Genomic DNA, 24,318 nt, shown 5'->3' with positions numbered 1-24,318 from the left:
CACCCGGTGTAGATAAGGATTTTGAGCAGTTTTCGATCCAACACCTGCGTTTTTAAACCGCGAGCAAGACCGAAGCCTCAGATGGCTAGCCAAGCCGTCACCGAAAACCCTCTATCAAGGAGCAACCATGAACCAACGATTTTGGCTGTTTTTAATGCTGTTTCTGGCGCAAAACCTAGCGCTGGGCAAGGAACCCTCAACAACCGTCAAACCGGAATCGGTAGGCCTGTCCAGCCAGCGTCTGCAAAACATCGACCGTTTGATCGACCAACACGTCCAGGAAAAGAAAATCGCCGGCGCGGTCGTGCTGGTGGCGCGTAAAGGCAAGATTGCTTACTTCCGCGAAGCCGGCCTGGCCGACACCGACAAACCGATGCAAAAAGACACGATTTTCCGGGTGGTATCGATGACCAAGCCGCTGACCAGCGTCGCGATCATGTTGCTGTACGAGGAAGGCAAGCTGCTGCTGTCCGATCCGGTATCGAAATACATCCCCGAATTCAAGGATCCCAAAGTTCTGGAACTGCTGCCGCCGGGTTCGGCTAGCGAATACAAACTGGTGCCGGCCAAACGCGAGATCACCGTCCGCGACCTGCTCAGCCACACTTCCGGCCTGCTGTATATGTTCCCCAATAATTACTATCACGAACGCGAACGCCAGCTAGTGGTCGATTTTTATAAGGAGGCCGGCATCAACGACGGCTTCTGCCGCCCCAACGAAACCATAGGCGACATGGTCAAGCGTCTGGCCCGACTGCCGCTGTACAAGCACCCCGGCGAAGTCTGGGATTACAGCCTGGCCAGCGATGTGTTGGGCTATCTGGTCGAAGTGGTCTCTAAGATGCCGTTCGATCAGTTCATGCAAAAAAGGATTTTCGACCCATTGAAAATGCGCGACAGCCATTTCTATGTTCCCCAAGAAAAACTAGGGCGCGTAGCGGCGGTGTGGAAAAGCGACTGGCAAGGTTCTCTGACTAAAGTCACCGAGCCGATGATAGACGGCGATCTGGCTTTGTGCCCATCCGATGCCTATGCCTTGTCCGGCAAATATCTAACCGGCGGCGGCAATGTGTTATCCACGGCCTATGACTATTACCGTTTCGCGCAGATGCTTTTGAACAAAGGCGAACTGGACGGCGTGCGTCTGCTCAGCCGCAAGACCGTCGAATTGATGACCGCCACCAACCACATTGGCGATTTAGACGCAACCTTCCTGCACGATCACGGTTGGAAATTCGGTTTGGGCTTTGCCATCCAGCAAGACCGCGCCCATGATGTCGATGCCGGCGATCCCGGCGTTTTCGAATGGGCCGGGATTTATTCCACCCGTTTCAGCGTCGACCCCAAGGAAGACAAAATTACCATTTTCATGTCGCAGACCTCGCCGTTTAACCTGCATTTTGGTTTATGGGACAAATTGCTGGTACTGTCCGGTTCGGCGATTAGCGATTAAACAGGGGGCGTCACGATGAACACTAACCAACTATTCAAACGACTGACCGTCATGCTGCTGGTCATCGCTATTTATCCCGTCACGGCTTTAGCCACCGGGCCGCGCATCAAGCAGGATTTATTTACGCCGAACACCAACGCGATCTATGCGCTGGACCTACCGCCTTTCATTACCACCGAACTGACGGGCGGCGGCGCGGCCATCGAACTCGTCAATACTGTCTTGCAAGCGCAAAAAATCAACGCAACGATCAATACCCTACCCTTGGTGCGGATGCTGAAATATTATGTCCTCCAGGAAAAGGCACTGGCGCTGATCGGCAGCCATATTGGTTTTAGCGCCGACGAGCAAAAAAACCTGATCTTCGTCCCGCTGTTGCGCTTGAAACAACATTACTACGTTTACCAGCCCAAGCATCCCGACGGCCTGCCTTGGAAAGGCGACTTGAAGACATTGGCGAATCTAACCTACGGCGCCGATCCGGAAGAAAATATCGGCACCTATCAAAAAGCCGGACTTAAAGTAGAAACCGGTAAACTGCTGAGCTTATTGGAAAAGCTGAAATCCGGGCAGCTCGATTTGCTTGCCAATTCGGCTCTGGCGGTCGACTGGTTTCTGGACAGAAATTTCGCCGCCGATAAGGCCAAATTCAGCAAGTTGGAGCCCGCCGCCGGCGAAGAAACCCTGTTCATGGTTTTCAACAAGAATCATCCGGAAGGCGCGGCGTTGGCGAAACAATTCCAGGACGGTCTGACCGCCATCATCGCCAATGGTCAGTATAAAGCCTTGCTGGAGAAACAGTTTGGCGGCGGCGAGGCCGTCAATCGTCATATTCTACCGCTGCAATAATTAGCCACCCGACGCATGCTATACCTGCACAGCTTGTTGCTATTGCTTTCGGCATGGACCGCCTGGGCCGGCGACGAAGTGGTGCTGGAAGCCAACGAAAGCCCGCCCTATTGGTCCAGAACCCTGCCCGGCGGCGGCTTGGGCAGCGAACTGGTGCAGGCGATCTCCGATGCCGCCGGCCTACAAACCCGAATCGAATTTGTACCGCTGTCGCGCATGATAGAAGACCGGGATAACAATGATCTAGGCAATCCAGAATTCTACATGGCGCAACAGGAATTTGCCGCCATCATCCCGATCGCGGTATCGGAAGTCTCGCTGTTTTATTATCGCCCCCATTATCAACAGCCACCGCAAATCACCAGTTTTAACGATCTAAAGCAATACAAAATCGGCGTATTGAAAGGCACGCTGATCGATCGGCGCGCGTTCGAACAGATGGGCCTGCATTTTGAATCCAGCTATGCCCAGGCATCGCTGTTTAAAAAACTCAAGCTGGGCCGGGTCGATCTGGTGTTTGAAATCGACTTGGTCGGCCAGCAAATGCTGGCCGAATTATTTCCAACGCTGAAGACTGACTTCTTCAGACAACCCTTGCCCAATAGTATTTCTCCTATCGCGATCATGGTGGACGCCGACTATCCACACGCCGGCGAAATAGCCAAACAGTATCGAAACGGCCTGGCGGCGATCATTGCCGATGGCCGCTATCAGAAAATCGTCGAGAAATACTATCCCGACGGCCAGCTGCCTGCCAGCTGGTTTGAAAACTTGCAACGCTTTCAGCGGCTTTATACTTTTTAATCGACCATGAAACTAGGCTTAAAAAGCATCAAAACCCGCATCACCCTATCGCTGTTGATCATTGTCATGATCGGACTGGCACCCTACGAGGTGTTGAATTATCTACAAATCGAGAAGCGTCTGCATCGCGAACTGGACAGCCAAGCCGATAGAAAAATACTGCGCCTGAAAGAAAGCCTGGTGATTCCACTCTGGGAAATGGACGAGGGATGGATAGGCAAGATGGTCGACATCGAGATGATGGACGACAATGCCTATGCAATTCAAGTCAGCGGTAGCGAGCAATTATTCGTGTCCAGAATCCGCGATGAGCACTGGCAGTTGAAACAAGGCGACAACCAAGCTCTCAGCGGAGACCTCGTTGTGCGCCAGCAAGACATCTTTCACGATGACACGCCGATCGGCCAGGCTCGTATCTATCTCAGCAAACACAGTCTGTACCAGCAATTACAAAACGAAGCATTAGCCGCAGCGCTGAGAACCTTGACGCTAATATTTTTAATCGTGCTGTTTCTGGGAGCGGCTTTAAATCATCTGGTCATTAAACCCTTATTCCGGATTCTGCGGGTCGTCAATACCATCGCCGGCGGGCAATACGATGTCGCGTTTACCGATAATCGCCGGGACGAACTGGGAATGCTGGCCGCGGGGATTATCCAGATGACCGACAACCTGCGCTTGCGCAGAAAAGAACGCGATCTGGCCACCGCGGAACTGCAGCAGGCCAACCAGCGCCTGGAATGGGAATTAGTCGAACGCACCAAGGCCGAAATGGCGCTGAAGAATTTGAACGAAACCCTGGAGCAACGCATAGCAGAACGGACCACGGACTTGCAAGTAAGCAATCAACACCTGCAAGAAATGGGCGCCGTGCTGGAAAAATCCAAAAACGACGCCGAAGCCGCCAATCGGGCAAAGAGTATTTTCCTGGCCAATATGAGCCACGAATTGCGTACGCCTATGAATGCGGTACTGGGCTTTTCCAGGCTGATGCAAAACGATAAAGACCTGACCGCCGCTCAGCTTGAAAACCTCGACATCATCAATCGCAGCGGCAATCATTTGCTGGACTTGATCAATCAAGTGCTGGATATGGCTAAAATCGAGTCGGGGCGGATGGAGATCGAAAACGTGCCGTTTGATCTAGGCGCTGTGATTCGCGACATCATCGACATGATGCACGAGCGCGCCGAGTCGAAGGGCTTAAGCTTAAATATCGACCAATGTTCATCGTTTCCACGCTTTGTCTGCGCGGATGCTGGCAAGCTGCGCCACATTCTGATCAACTTGTTGGGCAACGCCATCAAATACACCGAAAAAGGTGAAGTGGTGTTGCGCTTGACGACACAATCCGGCTCTCGCGCCGATCCATTGGTGCTCATTTGCGAAATCGAGGATACCGGGCTAGGCATCGCCGCCGAGGATTTGTCACGAATCTTTGAAGCATTTGTCCAGGTCGGCTCGCAGGCGAATCAGCATGGCACCGGCTTGGGACTGATCATTACCAAGCAATATACGGAATTAATGGGCGGTTCGATCACGGTGAAAAGCCAATTGGGCAAAGGCTCCCTGTTTCGGGTCTCCATTCCGGTGGGGCATGTCGAAGCCTCGGCTGTTGAAACCTTTACTCAATCGATCAGCAGTAACGTGATTGGTTTGGAACCGGGCCAGCCCGAGTATCGGGTGCTCATTGTCGAAGACCAGGCCGAAAGCCGGCTGTTACTGAAAAAAGTGCTGGAATCGGTCGGATTTATAGTCAATGAAGCCTGCAACGGCCAGGATGGCGTGGAAGCCTTTAAGCGCTGGCACCCCGATTTTGTCTGGATGGACAGGCGCATGCCGATCATGGATGGCATCGAAGCCACCAAAGCCATTCTGGCCTTGCCGGAAGGGAAAAACGCCAAGATCGCCGCGGTCACGGCATCGGTGTTTTTAGAGGAGAGGCAAGCGTTATTCGCTGCCGGCGTCTGCGCGATTATCAACAAACCGTATCGTAATGAAGAGGTGTTTGACTGTATGGCCAAACACCTCGGCGCGCGTTATCGCTATGAAGACAACAATGGTAATCATCAAGTCGCCGGAGACATATCGGATCAAGATAGACTGCTGAAAAAACTGAACAAACTGCCGAACGAGCTTCTAAAGGCTATACAAAGTGCCGCGGTGGAGCTGGATGTCGAACAATGCTTGGCAGCCATTCAAAAGATCGAGCCCCTGGATGCGACATTGTCAAAACTGCTACAGGCGTTAGTGAATCAGTTTGACTTTGAGAGCTTGTTGAAACTGCTGAACGACAGCCTAAAACCCCAGTCCGAATAGCGCGAGCAATGCGTCATACCCGTTGCCATGTTCAGGGCGATGCCATCAACGGCGATCAAGCGGATTATTCGACGGGCAAACGACCGCCAGTCGTTTCGACTCCGCTAGCTTTACAGGCAGTCGATGACGAATCGGTTTAAATTTCTGAGAAGAACCACCGCTATTTCCCAACCAAGCCTACAGTTTTTTATAGTAAACTCATTGGCATTGTTTTTACCCAACCACTCCTTTAATACGGGGGAACCGAATGCTGAATCATGATGAAAAACGCGATTACATCCGCATGGACGTGGACTGTGATATTACCTACAAACCGGCAGGTTCCAGTGAAATCAAGACCGGCAAATGCTCCACCTTGAGCGGCGCCGGCGTATCGTTTTTCGCCGATCGTTCCTTCGATATCGGTCTGGCCATGGAAATCAGCATCCTGCCCAAAAACCCCATCACGCCGCCCATGACGGCCTTTATCGAAGTGGTGCGTAGCGTCAAGCAAGCCGACGGCAGCTACGAGATTGCCGCATCGATCAAAAGCATCAAGGGCAATTGAAGCCCAAAACCCATAAAACAGGGATGTAGCGCACCATGTATATCATTACCAAAGAAGTCTATTTCTGTTACGGCCACCGTTTGATGAACCATCCCGGCAAGTGCCGCAATCTGCATGGTCACAGCGTCAAGGCCAGCATTTCCATCAAACAAGCCGCACTCAACGAGCAAGGCATGGTCTGCGATTTTGCCGACGTGAAAACCTGCGTAGACAGCTTCATCGACAAGGTGCTGGACCATAATTTTTTGCTGCACAAGGACGATCCCATCATTCCGGCCTTGATAGCCAACAACGAGCAGCATCTGGCGATAGACGAGCATCCGACCGCCGAAGTACTGAGCAAGATGATCTACCAGCACGTCAAACAGCAAGGCTTTAATGTCGATCAAGTGGTGCTGTGGGAAACCTCCAGCGCTAACGCTTGCTACCGGGAAGATTAACCATGAGCCTGGTTCACCCGATCAATACCGCCTTATGTCTGGAGAAAATCTGCGAGTCCAACTACCAGAAATTGTTTCGGCTGATTCCCAATCTGCGCGGCTTCGAGACAACCGCGATCGGCCGCACCCGCAACAAGCCAGCGCTGTATCTGGAGGTGCTGGAGCGCAATCCATACACACTCACCATCGAACTTAGCCACTGCTTCAACCAGACATTAAGCGAGCTGATGGTGCCTGCCGTCAGAATTCGGATTTATCTGGACGCACAATTGGCGGAAGCGATCCGCGACCACGACCGGCCGGCGGTGGATAAGGTCTATCAGAATCCCGGCAGCCTGTTGGAAATCCGCAATTACAAATGGCGGCTGAATTATTTTCTACAAAAATGGCTGGACCATTGTCTGAAGACCGATTATTGCTTCAGCGCCGAATATCAGCCCAGTTGACGCTGTAACGCCGCCCTGACACAACGCAATATTCCATAACCGTACGCACCGCCCAACTGCTCGTAGGCTGGCTTTAAGGCGTTGCGTTGCTCCTCCGGCAAGGCCAACAGCACCGACTCGATTTCATTGACTTCCGCCGGCGACAGGCTCAATACATCACCCAGCGCCACCAATCCCAACTCCAAACCCTTGGCCATGTGATTGTAAATGGTATCGTCGCTCAAACTGCGCTGACGAGCCACTTGCTCGACGCTATAGCCCAAGCGGAATAAATCCAGACTTTCGCTCACGGTATCGGTTGCCGCCGCCGGCGCTTCGTCGTCAAACTCGGCTAGCACCGCTAAAAACTCGTCACCATACAATTCCAGTTTACGCTGGCCGATACCGGAAAGCATACCCAGTTGCTGATGATTACGTGGCCGAGCATCGACCATCGCCATCAAGGTGGCATCGTGAAAAATCACATACGGCGGCACATCCTGCTCGTCGGCCAATTCCTTGCGTTTGGCGCGCAGCGCATTCCATAGCGCACTGTCCGCCGCCCCGCCTGGCTGGCGCTTTTCGGCTTTCTCGCGCCGCGTCTTGGCGATTTGCACATCCTTGCGCAACATCAGGGTTTGTTCGCCGCGTAATACCGGCCGGCAGGCGTCGGTCAACTTCAAGCTGCCGTGACCTTCGAAGTCGATCTCGACCAACGATTTGGCGACCAATTGCCGAAACACCGAGCGCCATTGTTTCTCGTCCAGCGCCTTGCCGATGCCGAAGGTCGATTGTTTGTCGTGGCCGAACTGTTTGATGCGCTCATCGCTCTTGCCCAACAATACATCGATCAGATAGGTCACGCCGAAACGTTGACCGGTGCGATAGATGCAGGACAAGGCCTGCTGCGCGGCGACGCTACCGTCCCAGGTTTCCACCGGTTCCAGGCAGGTATCGCAATTGCCGCAGCCCTGTTCCAGCACATCGGTCGCTCCCGGCGTCCTGCCTCTCGCGACACTCGTACTTCCCTGTACGTCGGTCGATCCCGGCGTCCTGCCTCTCGCGACACTCGTACTTCCCTGTACGTCGGTCAATCCCTGCGTCCTGCCTTCCGCGACACTCGTACTTCCCTGTACGTCGGTCGATCCTGGCGTCCTGCCTCTCGCGACACTCGTACTTCCCTGTACGTCGGTCGATCCCGGCATCCTGCCTTCCGCGACACTCGTACTTCCCTGTACGTCGGTCGCTCCCGGCATCCTGCCTTCCGCGACACTCGTACTTCCCTGTACGTCGCCGAAGTAAGCCAGCAAGGCGTGACGCCGGCAACTGACCATTTCGCATAAAGCCAACATCGCATCTAATTTATGCAACTCAACCCGTTTGTGCGCCTCGTCGGCATTCGACGCGCTGAGCATTTGCCGCAAGGTCAACACATCCTGCAAGCCGTAAGCCATCCAGGCGTTGGCCGGCAGACCGTCCCTCCCGGCCCGGCCGGTTTCCTGATAATAGGCTTCGATGCTTTTCGGGAGATCCAGATGAGCAACGAAGCGTACGTTGGGTTTGTCTATGCCCATGCCAAAAGCAATGGTGGCGACGATGATCAAACCGTCTTCCATTAAAAACTGATGCTGATTTTGCTGACGTTGCCGATGATCCATGCCGGCGTGATAGGGCAGCGCTTTTAGGCCTTTTTGATTCAGCCACTCCGCAGTCTCTTCGACCTTTTTGCGTGACAGGCAATACACAATACCGGTATCGCCGGAATGTTCGTTACGAATAAAAGCAAGCAGCTGCTGACGAGCATTGTCTTTTTGGATAATCCGATAGCGGATATTGGGTCGGTCAAAGCTGCTGACGAATACCTGGGCCTGTTCCAGCGCCAAACGCGTGATAATCTCCTGACGGGTGCGTTCGTCGGCGGTGGCGGTCAGCGCGATACGCGGCACCATCGGAAATTGCTGATGCAAGACCGACAACAACAAGTAATCGGCCCTAAAATCGTGGCCCCATTGCGACACGCAATGCGCCTCGTCGATGGCGAACAAGGCAATCTTGCAGCGGGCGAATAAAGCCTGGGTTCTGGCGTTGGAGAGCCGTTCCGGCGCGATGTACAGCAAATCCAGCTGGCCGTTCTGCAACTGCTGCTCGATGTCGCGAACTTGATCCAGCGCCAAGGTGGAATTTAAAAAGGCCGCCTTGACGCCCAGTTGATGCAAAGCGCTAACCTGATCCTGCATCAAGGCGATCAGCGGCGAGATCACGATGCCAACCCCCTCCATTACCAAGGCCGGAATCTGGTAACACAAGGACTTGCCGCCACCGGTCGGCATCAACACCAATACGTCTTGGCCGCCGATCAATTGCTCGATGATCTGTTGCTGCTGGCCGCGAAAACTGTCGTAGCCAAAGACGCTACGCAAGGTTTGCAGAGCTGGGGAATGGGTCATATTTGGGATAAACAATAAACAACTGAGAGCGGAATGAGCTTTTGCGGCCTGGCTATTAAATCATAGTTTGCATACGTATAATCCAAATGACGGGGATTTGATAAATCTACGCTCAGCCTACGCGGAAGCCGATTTCAATAAATTAAACACCAGCCTTTATAATACGAGGATTACTCAAGACGCCAAAGGCGCGCATACTTTCATAGAATGAATATTACCAATTACCCTTTACCCGACCGTCTCAAATACCTGATCGATCACGATCAACAATATTTACTGAAACAAGGCTTGAAAGGCATCGAAAAAGAAAGCCTGCGCATCACCGAACACGGCGGTATCTCGCAAACGCCTCATCCGCAAGCACTGGGTTCGGCATTGACGCATCCTTACATCACCACCGACTATTCGGAAGCATTGCTGGAGTTCATCACGCCGCCGTTCGCCGACATCAAGCAAACCCTGCACTACATGCATCAGCTCCACCAGTTCGTCTACCCGCATCTGGGCGAGGAAATGCTGTTGGCGACCAGCATGCCTTGCGGCATCGACGGCGATCTGAGCATTCCGATCGCCGAGTACGGCAGCTCCAACATCGGCAAAATGAAACACGTTTACCGCAAGGGCCTGTGGCACCGCTACGGCCGCACCATGCAAGCCATCGCCGGCATCCATTTCAACTATTCGGTGCCGGAATCGCTATGGCCGGCCCTCTACAACTATGACGGCGGCGACGCCACGCTGGAAGAATTTATTTCCAGCGCGTATTTCGGTCTGATCCGCAACTTCCACCGCCAGGGTTGGCTGATTTTGTATTTGTTCGGCGCCTCGCCGGCCATCTGCAAAACCTTCTTCAAAAGCCGGCCGCAATTGATGGAGCAGTTCAAGGAATTCGACGAACATACCGTGTTCCACCCTTACGCCACCTCGCTTCGGATGAGCGACATCGGTTACAAGAGCAAAAACCAGGCCGGCCTGAAGATCGATTACAACTCGCTGGATGGCTACGTCGATAGTCTGGGCGCGGCGATCAGTACACCGTATCCGGAATACGAAAAAATCGGCGTCAAGGTCAACGGCGACTATCAGCAGCTCAACAGCAACATTCTGCAGATCGAAAACGAGTTCTACAGCACCATGCGCCCCAAGCAAATCGCCAAATCCGGCGAGAAACCGACGCTGGCGCTGAAACGCCGCGGCGTGCTGTATGTGGAAATGCGCTCGTTGGACCTGAATCTGCTCAATCCGATCGGCATCGACGAAAGCACCGCCCGCTTCGTCGAGGCGTTTTTATTGTATTGCCTGCTGCACGACAGCCCGCCGCAAGGCAGCCAAGAATTTCAGGTCAACAACAGTAACCAATTGCTGGTAGCCAACCAAGGCCGCCGCCCCGGCTTGGAACTGAATCGCCACGGCGAAGCGATCACCTTGCACGACTGGGCGCACGACATTCTGTACGCGATGCAACCAATTTGCGCGGTGCTGGATAGGGGCAGCCTGGACCGTCCTTATCAACTGGCCTTGCAGCAACAATTGGCGGTGGTCGATAACCCGGCACTGACGCCGTCCGCGCGCATCCTGGCCTGCATGCGCGAGAACGGCCAGGAATTCGGCTGTTTCGCCAGCAACACCTCGGCGCTGCACAAACATTATTTCAATGCCGAACCGCTGGACGAACAAACCCAGAAACAGTTCGAAGACATGGCGGCCGCGTCATTAAAAAAACAAACCGACATCGAAGCCAACGACAGCTTGGATTTCGACGAATTTTTATCCCGTTATTTCGCCCAGAGTTAAGCCGATGACCGCATTCGATCTTTCCGCCGCCCAAACCGAACTGCAAGGCAAAAACCCGCGCACGATCTTAAAAACCGCGCTGGCTAACTTCGACAACATCGCCATTTCCTTCAGCGGCGCCGAAGACGTCGTGCTAATCGACATGGCCTTGCAAATCAGAAAAGACATCCAGGTGTTCTCGCTGGATACCGGCCGCCTGCATCCGGAGACTTACCGTTTCATCGAACAAGTGCGCAAACATTACGGCATTGCTATCGATATTTTGAGCCCTAACCGCGAACAGCTGGATGCGTTTGTCAAAGAGAAAGGCTTGTTCAGTTTTTACGAAGACGGCCATCAACAATGCTGCGGCATCCGCAAAGTCGAACCGTTGAAACGCAAACTGGCGACACTAGACGCCTGGATCACTGGTCAACGCAAGGACCAAAGCCTGGATACGCGCGGCGACATCCCGGAAGTACAACTGGATGCAGGCTTCTCCGGCCCCGGCAAACAACTGATCAAATTCAACCCGCTGCTGAACTGGTCGTCCGCGCAGGTTTGGGACTACATCGAAGCCTATCAGGTGCCGTTTAACGAACTACATAAACACGGCTACATCAGCATCGGCTGTGAACCTTGCACCCGGCCGGTGCTGCCCAATCAACATGAGCGGGCCGGACGCTGGTGGTGGGAGGACGCGGCGAAGAAGGAATGTGGGTTACATGGGGGGAATGTAAAAGATAGATAATGTGTATCTTTTTGAGGGGAAAATAACTAAATTTATGGACAAGTCTTTAGATATAACAAATAAAATTACTTCTTTTAATGGTCTCCTTCAAGAAGACAAAAACCATCGCTACCTTTCATGGGAGCATTGCTACAGTTACTTTAAGGAAGATCAGATTGATGTTGATAAGGCATGTCTTCACATGGCTTTTTATCTAGCAAGCTGGGGAATGTATAGAGGTTCAAGCTTCTTATTATGGAAAGATTATCTTGTTCACAAAGAAGTCGTAGAACATTTAATAAAGAAAAAGTATCTGCAAAACATAGATTTCATGAATATCAAAGATGAAACCATTCATGAAATTGTCCACCTTTGCTTTTGGATAAGAAATTGGTACACAGCCAACGCCGGCAAGATTAATGGGACAGATAGAACAGTTAATGTTTCGGATACGCTGGTGACAAAAATTGTTCTCGGCGCTTTAGGCTGCATTCCTGCCTATGATAGGTATTTTATTGTTGGTCTTGGCGCGCATAACATTAATCCTCACAAACCATCGTTCACCGGGATTAAGAAGCTAGTTTCATTTTACGTAGAAAATGAAACTGAATTCGGAGCCTTGTCTTCTAAAATTAATACGACCAGCAAGATTAGTTATCCACCAATGAAGCTAATAGACATGTATTTTTGGCAAATTGGTTTTGATAAAGACCAAGAACGATCTTGACCTTACCTTTAGTTTCGTAGGGTGGGCATGGTTTTTGTGCCCACGCAGAAATTTGGGATTTGTGTCGCTCTCGCGACCAGTGTTTTCATGTCGGTTCTCGGACCGACAACCGAGATACTTTTCTTTGCTTGTCCAAAGAAAAGTATCCAAAAGAAAAGACACCCGGATGCCGCTTCTTCCCTGCGTTCATCGCTTTCGCCGGGGGTTGCCGAAAGGGGCTTCCTGCCCCTTCGGCAACGCGACTCATCCATGAATCGCCCCTTTGGGCTGAACCCGCCGAAAGCTCCGGTACTCGGCGCGGCATACGGGATCAACCCCCGTCATAGCAGCTCGCAGGGTAAGCACGGTTTTTGTGCCCACACGGACTAACAGACAGAGTCTACTCTTCTTGTCCATTCAAGGCTTTGACACCATACTTTTCCTCTTTTAGCATGTCCGGCTTTAGCTAGTCATCCTCGCCCCATGTCTCTAAAAACTCTCGTTCTCGGCCAAATCTGGTATACACAACAAGCCATTAAATTCGGGCCGTTAAATCTAAGCACCAGAGCCACTTTCGTCCAACTGCGGGAGGCTCGATCTGGGTGCATTCGCCGATCGAACCGTCATCCCAGCTGGTGACTGAAATCGCCGAATTCGGCCCGGTGCGTTATTTGGTTGCTCCGAATAAGAGCCATCATCTGTTTTTTGCGCCGTTCATCGAGGCGTTCCCAAATGCCCAAGGCTATATCGCGCCTGGCTTAGCCGATAAGCGCCCTGACTTATGCACTTACCCGGAGTTGTCGCCATTGGAAAAGCCAGCATGGACGACCGAGTTAACCCCTATATTTGTGCAAGGCCTACCCATCATAAACGAGACGGTTTGGTTTCACAGCGCAAGCGGTACGCTGATTCTTACCGATTTTCTGTTTTGCTTCGTCACTGAACACACCGGATTGGCGCGCATGGTGGCGAGACTGCTCGGCGTCTACGATCAACTCGCGATGTCGCGAACCATGAAACTGCTGATTAAAGATAAAACCGCTTTGGCGCGCACGGTGGACGCGCTACTGGCGTTGGATGTTGAGCGGATTGCGCTAGCTCACGACCAAATCATCGAGCACGACGCTAAACACAAACTAAGCGCGGCATTCAACTGGCTGAAAAAATAAGGAGTTTTTTATCGTTCTCACGCTCCGCGTGGGAAAGCCCCTGACGCTCTGCGTCATCCAACCGTAAAACCATCCTCATCACCATTCCTGTTAGAATCGCCGCGTCCCCCTACCACGGAGTATCCACTCATGAGCGACCTTTACAGCCCGCAGCACCGCCAATTGCAAGAACAACATGACACCGTCAACTTAGCGGACCGACTAGAACAAATCATCGTCGCACAACAGATCGGTGAGCAGCATCAGCCGTTTATCGAGAGCCGAGATTTTTTCTTTCTGACCACAATCGACCAGCGCGGCTATCCCACTTGTTCTTATAAGGGCGGCAATCCCGGCTTGGTGAGAGTGGTTAATCCGCAGGAATTGGCATTCCCGAGTTACGACGGCAATGGCATGTTTTTGTCGATGGGCAATATCAACGGCAATCCTAAAATCGGCATGTTGTTTATCGACTTCGAAACACCTCATCGTATCCGTGTGCATGGCGATGCCCGTATTCAAACCGACGATCCGCTGCTGACGGAATATCCTGGCGCCGAACTGATCGTACGAGTGGCAATCAGCGAGATATTCATCAACTGCCCACGTTACATCCATCGCATGAGTCGCTTGGCAAGTTCCAAATACGTACCGCAGGCGTATAAGGAAACACCGGCGCCGCAATGGAAACGCATCGATGCCGTACAGGATGTGTTACCCAGTTGCGATCGGCAGCTTGCCGAGCAGCTGGGCGGTGTCATCACCCCGGAAGAATATGGGGCAATGGTGATTAAAGGCGACGCTTGATTTTCGTCGCATTCCCCACTGAACAGGCTACATCTGCGTTAATAGTTAAAAGCTGGTCCATGCCGGAGACGACATCAGCTATTAACGCAAACATCGCCAAGATTTAGCCGCTACGCCGAACCGGCCATCACTTGAATCAACCCAGCTGCCTATCCGACAAAAAACAGCCACCCGTTCTGATACGTCGTCGGCCAACGATTCCGGTCGTAAAACCGCCACCAATTCCGATATGATTGTGACCGTAGAGAATCATGGCTTTTGGAAGTGACGAATTGACGCAATCGCCCCTTAAGCAGCTAATGAATTATTTAACGAATTTTTTAAAGCGGACAAAGGGCGATCTGTTTAGAAACCCACTAGTGACTTAGCAACTAATTTCATCTGCCCAAGAATGGAATATCTGAAACACTGACTGTTGCTTCAATCTCCAACTTCTCAAGCATCATTTGCACGGACTTTTGCCGCTTCCGCTTATCAGGATGTGGGCCAACAAGAACATGTTTGATAGGCAGTTTTCGATCAGATTTAGGAATTCCATCAAACAGAGAAATGTAGGGAACAAGAACCCCTGCACTTGGACGGAACAACACCGCTTTATTTGATGGAAATACATCAAGTTTCCCCGCCGCTTCGATCATATTTTTTGGGAACTGGACAGCCACTATTCTTACTTCGCGCTCCTCTTTAAATCCTTGATGCTTGTGTCGAATCGCCAGCATGATGGTTGGCTGAGCCAATTCAGCTGCCTTTTTTTCACAATACCCGTCAACTACCATTTCAGAGACAATCTCTTTAACTTTTTGCTCCCATTCAATCGTTTCTAGATGTCTGCTCGTATCATTTTCCCAATCGTTGTGATGGTAGTCGACGTCACTGAAGTTCAAGAATGGATATGTATAATACTCCTGTTCCTTTTCCAGAAGATTGCTCAGGCCTTTGGTATCAAAAATAATGGCATATCCACCATCATATCCATACCCTCGCCATTGGCTTAGAAGTCCGTCTTCTAAATCTGCATCTTGGGTCGAGTAACAAAAAGAGGTTACGTATACATTTAATTTCAAGGTTACATTTGTCATTGAATCGTGTAACGCTTTCGATAAATTCTTTCTAATATTGTCAGCCCCACCAGCAGTCTTGAACTCTTCTTGATAGCGTGGCAAATGGGCGATTTTGCTAATTCCTTTGTCTATCCCTTTGTCAAGAAGGCAAGGCAATTTACGATCAAAAAAGCCTCGAAGCTCTTCATCATCGTTTAGATAGCGAAAATCTGTTGCCCAAAGTTGTTGGCTTTTAAGAATACCATCTAGCCCTGCGGCTGTCGTGTAGTGCCACAGTATTGGATACGTATCAACAATGGTATCTGGCATCAGAGTCTCTTGTCATATGTGAATTTCATAGTTTTTCAGGCAAGAACCATAGTATATTCGGATCGGCATGATTCAAAGATCTGCTTTTATCTATGCCGGATCAATAAATGAGCTCAATCATATGACTGGTTTTGGCCAATCCAAAACGTTCAAAAACTGGCAGGGCTCATATCTGAATCGATGACCTGGTTTGAATCGGAATGGGTGGTGGATTTCATCGGAACACGTACCCTGCCTCTCCTACCGTTGCGACCCTATCAACTCTAAGCTATTACCTTTAATAGCTATTTTATGACTGCAACAAGACTCAAACCCTATCGGCCGTCATCATGCGTCAAACTAATAGCGCATCAATATTAGTTTGACAAAGCCAGCAAATCCGCATAAAAAGGCCATGTAATTTCGATTCGAAATTATTTACGCCTTTTTACCTATCTGGGAGATACGATCATGAAAAAAAGCATGTCCACACTGTTTGCCGGCTTGTTGTGCACGTTTTCCGTTACCGCATTGGCCGCCGAGCAAAGTGTGCCGTTTCCGGAGGGCTATCGGAACTGGCTGCACGCCAAAAGCATGTTGATCCAACCTGGCCACGCGCTGGAAAACCCGTTTCAAGGCTTGCACCATGTCTACGCCAATAAACAAGCCGAAGCCGGTTTGAAAACAGGTAAATACGCAGACGGTTCGGTATTGGTATTCGATTTATTGCAATATCAGGAAAAGGATAAAACCATCCAGGAAGGCGAGCGTAAACTGGTGGGCGTGATGCTGAAAGACGCAAAAAAATTCGCGGCTACCGGCGGCTGGGGGTTTGAAGGTTTTGCCGGCAACAGCAAAACCGAGCGGCTGGTGAAAGACGGCGGCACCTCATGTTTTGCCTGCCATGCGTCCGAACAGAAAACCGATTATGTGTATTCGCAGCACCGGCCTTAGGCAATACATTTTTAGCGGGCGGTAGTAGAGACGCAAGACTTGTTTGTGCCCTGTGGGTATGCGTCTCTACGCCGGCAAAAATTCGAGTTATGCCTGATCGACCAAGCGGATACCCGCTTCCTCAATCACGATCCGCCGCTGCTTATATAGACCACCAATTGCCTGCTTGAAGACTTTCTTGCTGACGCCGAAGGTATCGTAAATAATCTCCGGCGCACTTTTATCGGTCAAGGCCACATAACCGCCGCGCTTTGCGAGGATCGCCAGAATTTTCTCGGAGGTGGCATCGACTTTCTGGCCGTATTTTTCCTGGCTCAAAACCAGATCCAATTTTTGATCCGGACGGACTTTCTTGATGTAGCCGGTCAACTTCTGGCCTCTCTGCAAAGGCTGGAAAGTCTCGCTTTTATACAGCACGCCCCAGTACTGATTATCGACCACGGCTTTAAAACCCAGATCGGTTTCGTCGGCGATGATCAGTTCCACCGCTTGTCCGTCTTTATAATAAAACGCCTGATCCTGGATAAAATCGTCGAGCACCATCGAGGCGGCGATACGATTGTTTTCGTCCAGAAATAGCCGCACCAGATAAAAACGGCCTTCCACCATCTTGGTTTTCTGTTCGCTAAACGGCACCAGCAAATCCTTGGGCAAGCCCCAATCCATGAATGCGCCGGCATGGCTCAAGGACACTACTTTCAAAAAAGCCACTTCGTCGACCTGAGCCTTGGGAACTTGTGTGGTCGCTATGGTTTGGTTCTTGCCGTCAATGTAAACAAATACTCGCAAGTTATCGCCGACTTGGCAACTGGCGGGCGGCTCCTTGTCAGCCAGCGCAATATCGCCCAGTGCGCCACCGTCCAGATAAACCTCGGTATCGCGCTTTTTGTTAATGGTAAGGGAATTGAATTTGCCGATTTCGATCATGGGTGGGTCCGGGTCAGTGTGGGCAGCGTCATTCCGCCGAATGCAACGATTCGGTAAGATGAGAAGAGGCCTAATCGACTTGCTTGCAGCATTCTAAAAAAGCGCCACAAAATGCAGTCAGTCTTAAAGGGCTGGCATTATACAATCCGAAGCACCAGGCCGCCGCTTGCAATCACTGTTTTCCTCGGTCTGCGCGTTTTTCGACGGAACACGCCGAACCGGCTTAAAATATAGCCATGGCGGCTAATTGTTTAGGCATCCACGGATTTAAGTAAATGCCGCCGGCACATCGATTCAGTAACCCCGACCACTTCTCAAATTCAATTAATCATGACCACCGTTTCAAAATTATCCGTACAAGCCTTGCAATGGACCGGGCACAGCCTGAAGGTGTTGGACCAACGCTTGTTGCCGGAAACCATCGCTTACGACGAATACAGCGACGCCGCCGGCGTCACCGAAGCCATCGCCTCGATGCGGGTACGCGGCGCACCGGCGATAGGCATTGCCGCGGCATACGGCGTAGTGCTATCGGCGATACAACATTATCCGAACGGCGATTGGCAAAACGCCGTAGCACAAGACATTCAACAGTTAGCCGCCTCCCGACCGACCGCGGTAAACTTGTTCTGGGCGCTGGACAAGATGCGTAGTCTTTTAGCACAAAATCCGGCGGAACCCATCGTGGCACTGAGCCAATTGGCCGAGCAAATTCACGCCGAGGACATTGCCGCCAATCACGCGATGGGCGAGCGCGGCGCGGATGTGATCGGCGACGCCAAAGCGGTATTGACGCACTGCAACGCCGGCGCGCTTGCCACCGGTGGTTACGGCACCGCGCTGGGCGTGATCCGCAGCTTGCATAAGCGCGGCCAATTGCACAATGTTTACGCCGACGAAACCCGGCCCTGGCTGCAGGGTGCGCGCTTGACGGTCTGGGAACTGGCGCAAGACGGCATCCCGGCCACGCTGATCGCCGACTCAGCGGCGGCCTGGCTGATGAAATCAGGCAAGATCGACTGGATCATCGTCGGCGCCGACCGTATCGCCGCCAACGGCGACGTCGCCAACAAGATCGGTACTTATTCGCTGGCGGTGTTGGCGAAACAGCATGACGTGAAAGTCATGGTCGCCGCGCCCTCCTCCACTTTCGATTTCAGTCTGGAGAACGGCGACAACATCGAAATCGAACAACGCAATCCCAAAGAGTTACTGGCGGATTGTTACTTAAACGAAGGCTCGCTGGTGAACGCCTGGAACCCGGTATTCGACGTCACCCCAGCCGCCTTGATTAGCGCCATCGTCACCGAACGCGGCGTGGTTATCGATCCCGGTCTGCACGGGGTAAGGAGCTTGGCACCATGTTAAATATCACGCGCGGCAATAACCCTTTATTTGCGCTGGGCTGTTTGTGGCAGGGCGTCAAAATGCTCACACATCCCGAGTTGCGCAAATACCTGTTGATTCCCTTGTTTATCAATATGGTGTTGTATACCGGCGCGTTCGTGCTGGGCTACCATTCGGTATCGGCCTTGATTCATTCCTTCATTCCGGACTGGCTGTCCTGGTTGAACTGGATTTTATGGCCACTGTTTTTTATCAGCTTTTTGGTGATCGGCTTCTTTACCTTTACGCTGTTCGCCAATCTGATCGCCGCGCCGTATTACAGCCAGTTAGCCGCCAAGACCCTGCAACTGATCAGCGGCGGCAGCGTTGTCAAAGCCGATCTGCCCTGGGACAAGGTATTTTTCGGCGAACTGCGGCGAGTAGGCTACCTGTTGCTTCGAGTGCTACCCTTACTGTTGCTGTTTTTGATACCGGTGATCAATCTGATCGCGCCTTTACTGTGGGCCGCATTTGCCGCCTGGGGCATCGCGATGGAATTCCTGGCTTATCCGCTGGAGGAACGCGGCCTACCGTTTCCCGAGCAGAAACAATTTATGCAGCAAACCCGTTGGGGAGTGATGAGTTTCGGCGGCCTGACCGGCCTGGGCTTGACCCTGCCTATCGTCAATCTGCTGATGGGCCAGGCGGCGGTGATCGGCGCGACGATTTATGTGTATCGCCTGTCTGAAACAGGCTCTAACAACCAATGAAATAAACCGTGTTAAAACCGCATGGATGTTGTGGTCTGCAATCGTCTGCCATGGAACCCAGAAAACAAATGTTTCCCGGACTGCTTATTCTTTGAAGTAGGTGTCAACTGCGGCTTGACCGACAAAAACCGAACCAAATAGGCTATACGGTTTGCTTAAGCCTCAATGCCAAACTTCAAGCTGGAGCTGCCATCGTCCATTCGGGCGGATGAAAAGTCCTCTGCTAAAGCTGCCGGTGACCTACAAAATGAAAAACGGCCGCTTTTGACTACAGAGCAGTATAGCCTCAGTTACCCCATCCGCCAGGACAACTCGCCTTGACTGCCGCGTATTCGCGATCGGAATCTAACAACGCATCTTGCCTGATGCGCTCATCAACCCATTTGCTTCGCAATTTTTGGGCTAGACCATCCAGTTTCTGTACAACCTGATCATGCCCCTCGCTCTGGGAAGAAACGTGTATTGGGGCAAAGGCGGTGGGAATGCCGAAACTCTGTGCTGAGACCGAGAATTCTCTGGCGAAGCTGTTTAACAAGCTTTTGTAGAGCGTAACGTGTTTCTCCTCGTGCTTTGCCACGGCCTTGAACTCGCAGTTGGTGTCCGGGTAAGTTACTCCGGGAAGGCCCACGGTAATCGGGTCAAAGGCAAGGTTGACACTTTCAACCCAATAGCAATAGCCATCCCCGTTCTTTGCACGGATACTCTTGTCGTTTATGGTCCGTTTAGAGTCAAAATCGTGGTGCGTGTAACCATATCGATTGGGATTGGCGGCACCTTCACGGCGAATACCGTCCAAGGTGAGAAACGGCATGCGCGTAACGTCCCACTTATTGATGCCAGGAGTAATGCTGACATCAAGCAATTTGTCCTGTGTGGTTTGAGGATCGCAGGCTTGTGCTAGTTTGTAAAAAATACCGGGCCCGCCGGCCGGCGCGCTCCTGACTGGGTTGCTGTTTAACGGCAAAGAAACTTTTTGGGTGAATGCCTCCTGCTTTTGGAACATCGTCTGTTTGCTTAATCCGGGGCACTTAATTACGCACGATGCATTGACGCCAGCAGAGGCTATTTGCAACTCACGGGCGATGGGCGTTTCGATTCCGACAATGCTGATGGGATTGGTATAGCTACAGTCAATTGTGCACCCGGCTTCGCCGTGCATGGTGGTCGGGAGAGTGCCACTGCCTTGCAGTTTACCCGTGCTGTCATCCCGAGTCATCGGAATGCTGACTTTGCCCTTCCAAGTGGTCTTCCCCGGCCCCATCTGAACTGGGGTCTCATCCCACCACATTTCCAGGTCGCCAACGGAACTACCTGCCACTGCCATCAGACTTTGGGACAGAAACAGCGCGAGAAGCCCGACAAACTTACCGGAATGTGAACGCATCGATACCTCCATAAATCCCGCAAACAAGCGAGGAAACCATGGGAGAATTATGCCACAGTGCTGCGAGAGCTGGCCCCGAAAAAGTGAACAGCCGGTTAAGTGAAAAACCCTGCTATTTTGAACGCCGAGGGTGTAAGAATTTTTGTGTAAACGGCCATTAGGCAAGAAACTGTCATTCCCTAAAGGAAAAAATGACCGCATCAAAAACCAAAACCCCGGCCTACGCCGGGGTTGTTTTATATCAGCTACTCTCGACTCAGTATTTGATGGTGACACCGACAAAGGCCGAGCGGCCCATGCCGGGCACGTTGTTACCCCAGGCGGGCGTAAATGCTGAATTGGTAGGACTCATCCCCCAGCCGCCGCCCAGATAGGCGCCGGCCAGCGGATGGTAATACTGTTTATCCAGTACGTTATCCAGTCCGACATCCAGCCGTACCGGGCCCCAGTCATAGCCAGTTCTGGCGTTCAGCAGCATGTAGGAAGGCGTCGTCGTTTCGTTCCTGATCGCTTGCACATGGTCTTTACCATCGACAAATTGCATTTCGATCGTGCTTTGCCAGCCGTGCAAGCGATGATCCAGACTTAACTTCATATTAAACGGCATCATATGATACAGATTGCCGCCATCCATGCGTTCGCCGCGCACATAGCTCATCACGGCGCGAGCACCGAATTCGCCGAGTGCTTGATCCTTGTAAAGCTGAGAGCGGCCAGAAACATCCACGCCCCACAACCTGGCGTCGTGGTTGGCGAATTGCAGCAAATAGAAGCCGGTGGGTTGAGCGGCTTGCGTCGCATAACAGCCCGAAGCCGTCGGACAACGATCGGCGTCGATGAAGTTGTTCACATAGGTAAAGTAAGGCGTCGCACTGACTTCCCAAAGATTATTCTTGGGTTCGTGGAATGCCGCGGTAAAGCTGACGGTATTGGCGGTTTCCTCGGTCAAGTCCATATTGCCGACATAACCATTGCCGTCGCCGAACCAGCCTATCATCGCCATATCCATGCCGCGTTGCCCCCAGGTATAGCGCTCATAAAGGTTAGGGGCACGGTTTTTCCGGGCAAAGCCTAATTCGTACTGGCTCATGTCATTCGGCGTGTATTGCAGCAAAGCAGTCACGTCGAACATGTCGTTATTTCGTTCGTGATCGCGGGCATTAAAAGCATTCGCCAAACCTTGAGGAGACAAGGCCGTAATGGGCTGAGGCATGCCCATCATATTCAGGTTATTTGGATTGTATGCCTGCACACTGCCCGTATCGGAATTGACGTGGTCGTAGCGCAAACCCAACAAGCTGCGCCATTGCGGCGACCAATTGGCTTCCCACTCGGCGAATGTGCCCACTCTATCGCGTGTACCGTTGTGGATGTTGTAATAGGCTTCCGGCGCCATCATGAAATACATCATGCTGTCCATCATGCTCAGACCGGACATAGGCACTGTGGTATTGGTATGCACGGGCGGCCAAAAATCATTCAGCCGTTGGCTGTGAAATTCGTTACCGAATCGCACGGTATCACGCTCATTGAACGGAATTTCGGCCTGGATCTTATAACCCAAGTTTCTGCCGCGGGTTTCCATCGGCATGAACCGATTAACGACAGTAGGCGGGAGCGGATTGCCATTCTGCCTGTCATCGGCCATATTCATACTATGCTCGGTGCTTTCGAAATAGAATTTGCTCTCCAGCGAACCCCAATCGAACGTACCCTTGTGCATGATGTTGCCGAAGATGCTGTCGTTGTTGGTCAAATCCATCCGCTGATTCGGGAAACCCTGGAAAGGGATATGCTGCTGACCACCGCGGATCACCACCAAATGCTTATCGGATTTAAACGACAAGGCTGCCGAGTGGTTTTGGTTTTCGTAAGCCGTAGATTTGACGATCTGGCCGTTGCCGTCGTTGTAATTCATGCTCTCGGTGTGCGAGCCGGTGTAGTCCAGCCGCACGTTTTGCGTCGCCACGCCGGCGGCGATGCTGCCGCCAAACGCATCGCCGTTGCTGCGGTAAAACGAGGACACGCTGCCGTCCAGCAAAATATCCTTGCCCGGCTCGGCAAATACCGGCTCAGGGGTTTGCACCGAGATCGTGCCACCGATGCTGTCGCCGCCCAGACGCACGGGTGTCACCCCAGTCAGAATCGTGATCTTGCCGATATTGCTGCGATCAATATACGACAGTGGCGGGTTCATGTGATTGGCGCAAGCCGAGGTCAGCGTCATCCCGTTGATATCGATCTTGACACGGTCGTCGTTCAAGCCATGAATCACCGGTAAACTGGACACACCACCCGCGCCGTACAGACTGACGCCCGGCGTATCTTCAAGCAATTTGGCGGTATCGCTGAGTGCGGCGCGTTTGCTGGTGAGGATGTCCGCTTCCATTTCCGAAGCACTCAGGGCTTTGACACTGGGAAACTTGTCGGTGACGATCACTTGTTCCAGCACAACCTCTTTTTCTTTCGCTTGATCCTGAGTGTTCTCGGCCGCTACCACCGAAGCCGCCAGACATAACGGTAACATACCGATCATTCGGGCATAGGGTACCTGCGCACCGACAGCATGGGCGATCGGCTTTTGAGTAAAACAAGGAGGAGTGTGGAAAGGAATATTCTTCATTTTTTGCCTTTTTTAAGTCGTAAAACAGCACCGGAAAAAAATCCAGCGGACTTAATCTTTTGCAAAAAACAAGCCAAATTATAAGGTTTTGAAATATTAGCGAATTATAAATTTGTCACAAACAAATTAACTAAACTGCGTTATTTAACTTATTTACATTGTGTGAAATCGCTTACTTACCTACCTTCGCGACTGATCATGCCCGGCGTTGCGAGTCAGTGTTGTACCAATAGAAAACCTAGCCAGACAACGTTGGAATCTTTGCCGAACATCGCTGCCTCGACATACAATAGTTCGAATTCGTCCCCCTCACCTTTTGAGAAAAACCCTATGAAATATCATCCCTGTATCGACCAATGCACCACGGAAGGCACCCACTGCGAAGGCTGCGGCAGATCGCACCAGGAAATCGCCGACACCAAAAAATTGGTTAAAGCGGTGGTCGAGTTTATCCAGCAACAGGATTACGAAAACCCGGAAGAGTTTGTCGACCGCATCGGTAAAAGCATCCTGAAAAAGCTGCAAAAACCTGCCTAA

General features: G+C 51.8%; 21 protein-coding genes. 16 read left to right on the top strand and 5 right to left on the bottom strand.

The window, feature by feature from the left end; translation table 11 throughout:
- The first annotated feature begins 127 nt into the window (after positions 1 to 127).
- The 7 genes from QZJ86_RS04920 to QZJ86_RS04890 all read left to right on the top strand — a co-directional run bounded on the left by QZJ86_RS04920 (position 128) and on the right by QZJ86_RS04890 (position 6,858).
- Positions 128 to 1,453: a serine hydrolase domain-containing protein gene (locus QZJ86_RS04920; RefSeq protein ID WP_301936931.1), complete on the top strand. Its 1,326-nt coding sequence runs from the start codon at positions 128 to 130 to the stop codon at positions 1,451 to 1,453.
- A gap of 15 nt (positions 1,454 to 1,468) precedes the next feature.
- The gene (locus tag QZJ86_RS04915; RefSeq protein ID WP_301936929.1) at positions 1,469 to 2,302 is read left to right on the top strand and encodes a transporter substrate-binding domain-containing protein; all 834 of its coding nucleotides are present in this window, start codon (positions 1,469 to 1,471) and stop codon (positions 2,300 to 2,302) included.
- Positions 2,303 to 2,317: 15 nt separating this feature from the next.
- Positions 2,318 to 3,106 carry a substrate-binding periplasmic protein gene (locus QZJ86_RS04910; protein ID WP_301936927.1) on the top strand — a complete coding sequence of 263 codons (789 nt, stop codon included), beginning with the start codon at positions 2,318 to 2,320 and terminating at the stop codon, positions 3,104 to 3,106.
- Between the two features lie 6 nt (positions 3,107 to 3,112).
- Entirely contained in the window at positions 3,113 to 5,425 is a 2,313-nt protein-coding gene (locus QZJ86_RS04905) for an ATP-binding protein (RefSeq protein ID WP_301936926.1), read from the top strand.
- Between the two features lie 247 nt (positions 5,426 to 5,672).
- Entirely contained in the window at positions 5,673 to 5,972 is a 300-nt protein-coding gene (locus tag QZJ86_RS04900) for a PilZ domain-containing protein (protein WP_301936923.1), read from the top strand.
- Positions 5,973 to 6,007: 35 nt separating this feature from the next.
- Complete coding sequence (locus QZJ86_RS04895; protein WP_301936922.1) at positions 6,008 to 6,412, top strand: 6-pyruvoyl trahydropterin synthase family protein; 405 nt, start codon at positions 6,008 to 6,010, stop codon at positions 6,410 to 6,412.
- Positions 6,413 to 6,414: 2 nt separating this feature from the next.
- A complete protein-coding gene (locus QZJ86_RS04890; protein ID WP_301936920.1) occupies positions 6,415 to 6,858 on the top strand; it encodes a DUF1249 domain-containing protein in 444 nt (147 codons plus the stop codon).
- Here the strand turns inward: QZJ86_RS04890 and QZJ86_RS04885 are convergent.
- Positions 6,846 to 9,284 (bottom strand): ATP-dependent DNA helicase RecQ, encoded by a 2,439-nt coding sequence (locus QZJ86_RS04885; protein WP_301936918.1) that lies wholly within the window; start codon positions 9,282 to 9,284, stop codon positions 6,846 to 6,848. The two genes, QZJ86_RS04890 and QZJ86_RS04885, sit on opposite strands and share 13 nt — an antisense overlap.
- A gap of 207 nt (positions 9,285 to 9,491) precedes the next feature.
- Between QZJ86_RS04885 and gshA the strand changes: the two genes are divergently transcribed.
- The 5 genes from gshA to QZJ86_RS04860 all read left to right on the top strand — a co-directional run bounded on the left by gshA (position 9,492) and on the right by QZJ86_RS04860 (position 14,448).
- On the top strand, positions 9,492 to 11,078 hold the full coding sequence (gene gshA, locus QZJ86_RS04880) for a glutamate--cysteine ligase (RefSeq protein ID WP_301936916.1): 1,587 nt from the start codon (positions 9,492 to 9,494) through the stop codon (positions 11,076 to 11,078).
- A gap of 4 nt (positions 11,079 to 11,082) precedes the next feature.
- Entirely contained in the window at positions 11,083 to 11,808 is a 726-nt protein-coding gene (locus QZJ86_RS04875) for a phosphoadenylyl-sulfate reductase (protein ID WP_301936914.1), read from the top strand.
- Positions 11,809 to 11,842: 34 nt separating this feature from the next.
- Positions 11,843 to 12,514: a hypothetical protein gene (locus tag QZJ86_RS04870; protein WP_301936913.1), complete on the top strand. Its 672-nt coding sequence runs from the start codon at positions 11,843 to 11,845 to the stop codon at positions 12,512 to 12,514.
- Positions 12,515 to 13,032: 518 nt separating this feature from the next.
- Positions 13,033 to 13,662 carry a DUF4336 domain-containing protein gene (locus QZJ86_RS04865; protein ID WP_320415851.1) on the top strand — a complete coding sequence of 210 codons (630 nt, stop codon included), beginning with the start codon at positions 13,033 to 13,035 and terminating at the stop codon, positions 13,660 to 13,662.
- Between the two features lie 129 nt (positions 13,663 to 13,791).
- Entirely contained in the window at positions 13,792 to 14,448 is a 657-nt protein-coding gene (locus QZJ86_RS04860) for a pyridoxamine 5'-phosphate oxidase family protein (protein WP_301936911.1), read from the top strand.
- Between the two features lie 377 nt (positions 14,449 to 14,825).
- Here the strand turns inward: QZJ86_RS04860 and QZJ86_RS04855 are convergent, their stop codons facing one another.
- A complete protein-coding gene (locus QZJ86_RS04855) occupies positions 14,826 to 15,818 on the bottom strand; it encodes a DUF2971 domain-containing protein (protein WP_301936910.1) in 993 nt (330 codons plus the stop codon).
- A 450-nt stretch (positions 15,819 to 16,268) separates the two neighbouring features.
- Between QZJ86_RS04855 and QZJ86_RS04850 the strand changes: the two genes are divergently transcribed.
- Positions 16,269 to 16,751 carry a cytochrome P460 family protein gene (locus QZJ86_RS04850; RefSeq protein ID WP_301936908.1) on the top strand — a complete coding sequence of 161 codons (483 nt, stop codon included), beginning with the start codon at positions 16,269 to 16,271 and terminating at the stop codon, positions 16,749 to 16,751.
- Between the two features lie 87 nt (positions 16,752 to 16,838).
- On the opposite strand, the gene QZJ86_RS04845 is transcribed toward QZJ86_RS04850, so the two are convergent.
- Positions 16,839 to 17,678, bottom strand: a complete 840-nt coding sequence (locus QZJ86_RS04845) for a CvfB family protein (protein ID WP_301936906.1) — start codon at positions 17,676 to 17,678, stop codon at positions 16,839 to 16,841.
- A gap of 330 nt (positions 17,679 to 18,008) precedes the next feature.
- Here QZJ86_RS04845 and mtnA point away from each other — a divergent pair, with 330 nt between their 5' ends.
- Together mtnA and cysZ are read left to right on the top strand one after the other, a co-directional pair.
- Positions 18,009 to 19,046 carry an S-methyl-5-thioribose-1-phosphate isomerase gene (gene mtnA / locus QZJ86_RS04840; protein ID WP_301936905.1) on the top strand — a complete coding sequence of 346 codons (1,038 nt, stop codon included), beginning with the start codon at positions 18,009 to 18,011 and terminating at the stop codon, positions 19,044 to 19,046.
- A complete protein-coding gene (gene cysZ, locus QZJ86_RS04835) occupies positions 19,040 to 19,774 on the top strand; it encodes a sulfate transporter CysZ (RefSeq protein WP_301936903.1) in 735 nt (244 codons plus the stop codon). The genes mtnA and cysZ overlap by 7 nt, the downstream gene beginning before the upstream one ends.
- 286 nt (positions 19,775 to 20,060) lie before the next feature.
- Here the strand turns inward: cysZ and QZJ86_RS04830 are convergent, their stop codons facing one another.
- Both QZJ86_RS04830 and QZJ86_RS04825 read right to left on the bottom strand, forming a co-directional pair.
- Complete coding sequence (locus QZJ86_RS04830; protein ID WP_301936902.1) at positions 20,061 to 21,158, bottom strand: hypothetical protein; 1,098 nt, start codon at positions 21,156 to 21,158, stop codon at positions 20,061 to 20,063.
- A gap of 256 nt (positions 21,159 to 21,414) precedes the next feature.
- Positions 21,415 to 23,781 carry a TonB-dependent receptor plug domain-containing protein gene (locus tag QZJ86_RS04825; RefSeq protein WP_301936900.1) on the bottom strand — a complete coding sequence of 789 codons (2,367 nt, stop codon included), beginning with the start codon at positions 23,779 to 23,781 and terminating at the stop codon, positions 21,415 to 21,417.
- A gap of 330 nt (positions 23,782 to 24,111) precedes the next feature.
- On the opposite strand from QZJ86_RS04825, the gene QZJ86_RS04820 reads away from it, so the two are divergent.
- Complete coding sequence (locus tag QZJ86_RS04820; protein ID WP_301936899.1) at positions 24,112 to 24,318, top strand: DUF1289 domain-containing protein; 207 nt, start codon at positions 24,112 to 24,114, stop codon at positions 24,316 to 24,318.

The organism is Methylomonas montana (assembly GCF_030490285.1).
GTDB lineage: Bacteria > Pseudomonadota > Gammaproteobacteria > Methylococcales > Methylomonadaceae > Methylomonas > Methylomonas montana.
The sequence above is the reverse complement of the archived record's forward strand: the minus strand, read 5'-3'. Positions and strand labels throughout refer to the sequence as shown.

Excerpts from the sequence above, each read along its gene's own strand:
- QZJ86_RS04920 (WP_301936931.1), top strand. The coding sequence starts at position 128 with ATGAACCAACGATTTTGGCTGTTTTTAATGCTGTTTCTGGCGCAAAAC.
- QZJ86_RS04915 (WP_301936929.1), top strand. The coding sequence starts at position 1,469 with ATGAACACTAACCAACTATTCAAACGACTGACCGTCATGCTGCTGGTC.
- QZJ86_RS04910 (WP_301936927.1), top strand. The coding sequence starts at position 2,318 with ATGCTATACCTGCACAGCTTGTTGCTATTGCTTTCGGCATGGACCGCC.
- QZJ86_RS04905 (WP_301936926.1), top strand. The coding sequence starts at position 3,113 with ATGAAACTAGGCTTAAAAAGCATCAAAACCCGCATCACCCTATCGCTG.
- QZJ86_RS04900 (WP_301936923.1), top strand. The coding sequence starts at position 5,673 with ATGCTGAATCATGATGAAAAACGCGATTACATCCGCATGGACGTGGAC.
- QZJ86_RS04895 (WP_301936922.1), top strand. The coding sequence starts at position 6,008 with ATGTATATCATTACCAAAGAAGTCTATTTCTGTTACGGCCACCGTTTG.
- QZJ86_RS04890 (WP_301936920.1), top strand. The coding sequence starts at position 6,415 with ATGAGCCTGGTTCACCCGATCAATACCGCCTTATGTCTGGAGAAAATC.
- QZJ86_RS04885 (WP_301936918.1), bottom strand. The coding sequence starts at position 9,284 with ATGACCCATTCCCCAGCTCTGCAAACCTTGCGTAGCGTCTTTGGCTAC.
- gshA (WP_301936916.1), top strand. The coding sequence starts at position 9,492 with ATGAATATTACCAATTACCCTTTACCCGACCGTCTCAAATACCTGATC.
- QZJ86_RS04875 (WP_301936914.1), top strand. The coding sequence starts at position 11,083 with ATGACCGCATTCGATCTTTCCGCCGCCCAAACCGAACTGCAAGGCAAA.
- QZJ86_RS04870 (WP_301936913.1), top strand. The coding sequence starts at position 11,843 with ATGGACAAGTCTTTAGATATAACAAATAAAATTACTTCTTTTAATGGT.
- QZJ86_RS04860 (WP_301936911.1), top strand. The coding sequence starts at position 13,792 with ATGAGCGACCTTTACAGCCCGCAGCACCGCCAATTGCAAGAACAACAT.
- QZJ86_RS04855 (WP_301936910.1), bottom strand. The coding sequence starts at position 15,818 with ATGCCAGATACCATTGTTGATACGTATCCAATACTGTGGCACTACACG.
- QZJ86_RS04850 (WP_301936908.1), top strand. The coding sequence starts at position 16,269 with ATGAAAAAAAGCATGTCCACACTGTTTGCCGGCTTGTTGTGCACGTTT.
- QZJ86_RS04845 (WP_301936906.1), bottom strand. The coding sequence starts at position 17,678 with ATGATCGAAATCGGCAAATTCAATTCCCTTACCATTAACAAAAAGCGC.
- mtnA (WP_301936905.1), top strand. The coding sequence starts at position 18,009 with ATGACCACCGTTTCAAAATTATCCGTACAAGCCTTGCAATGGACCGGG.
- cysZ (WP_301936903.1), top strand. The coding sequence starts at position 19,040 with ATGTTAAATATCACGCGCGGCAATAACCCTTTATTTGCGCTGGGCTGT.
- QZJ86_RS04830 (WP_301936902.1), bottom strand. The coding sequence starts at position 21,158 with ATGCGTTCACATTCCGGTAAGTTTGTCGGGCTTCTCGCGCTGTTTCTG.
- QZJ86_RS04825 (WP_301936900.1), bottom strand. The coding sequence starts at position 23,781 with ATGAAGAATATTCCTTTCCACACTCCTCCTTGTTTTACTCAAAAGCCG.
- QZJ86_RS04820 (WP_301936899.1), top strand. The coding sequence starts at position 24,112 with ATGAAATATCATCCCTGTATCGACCAATGCACCACGGAAGGCACCCAC.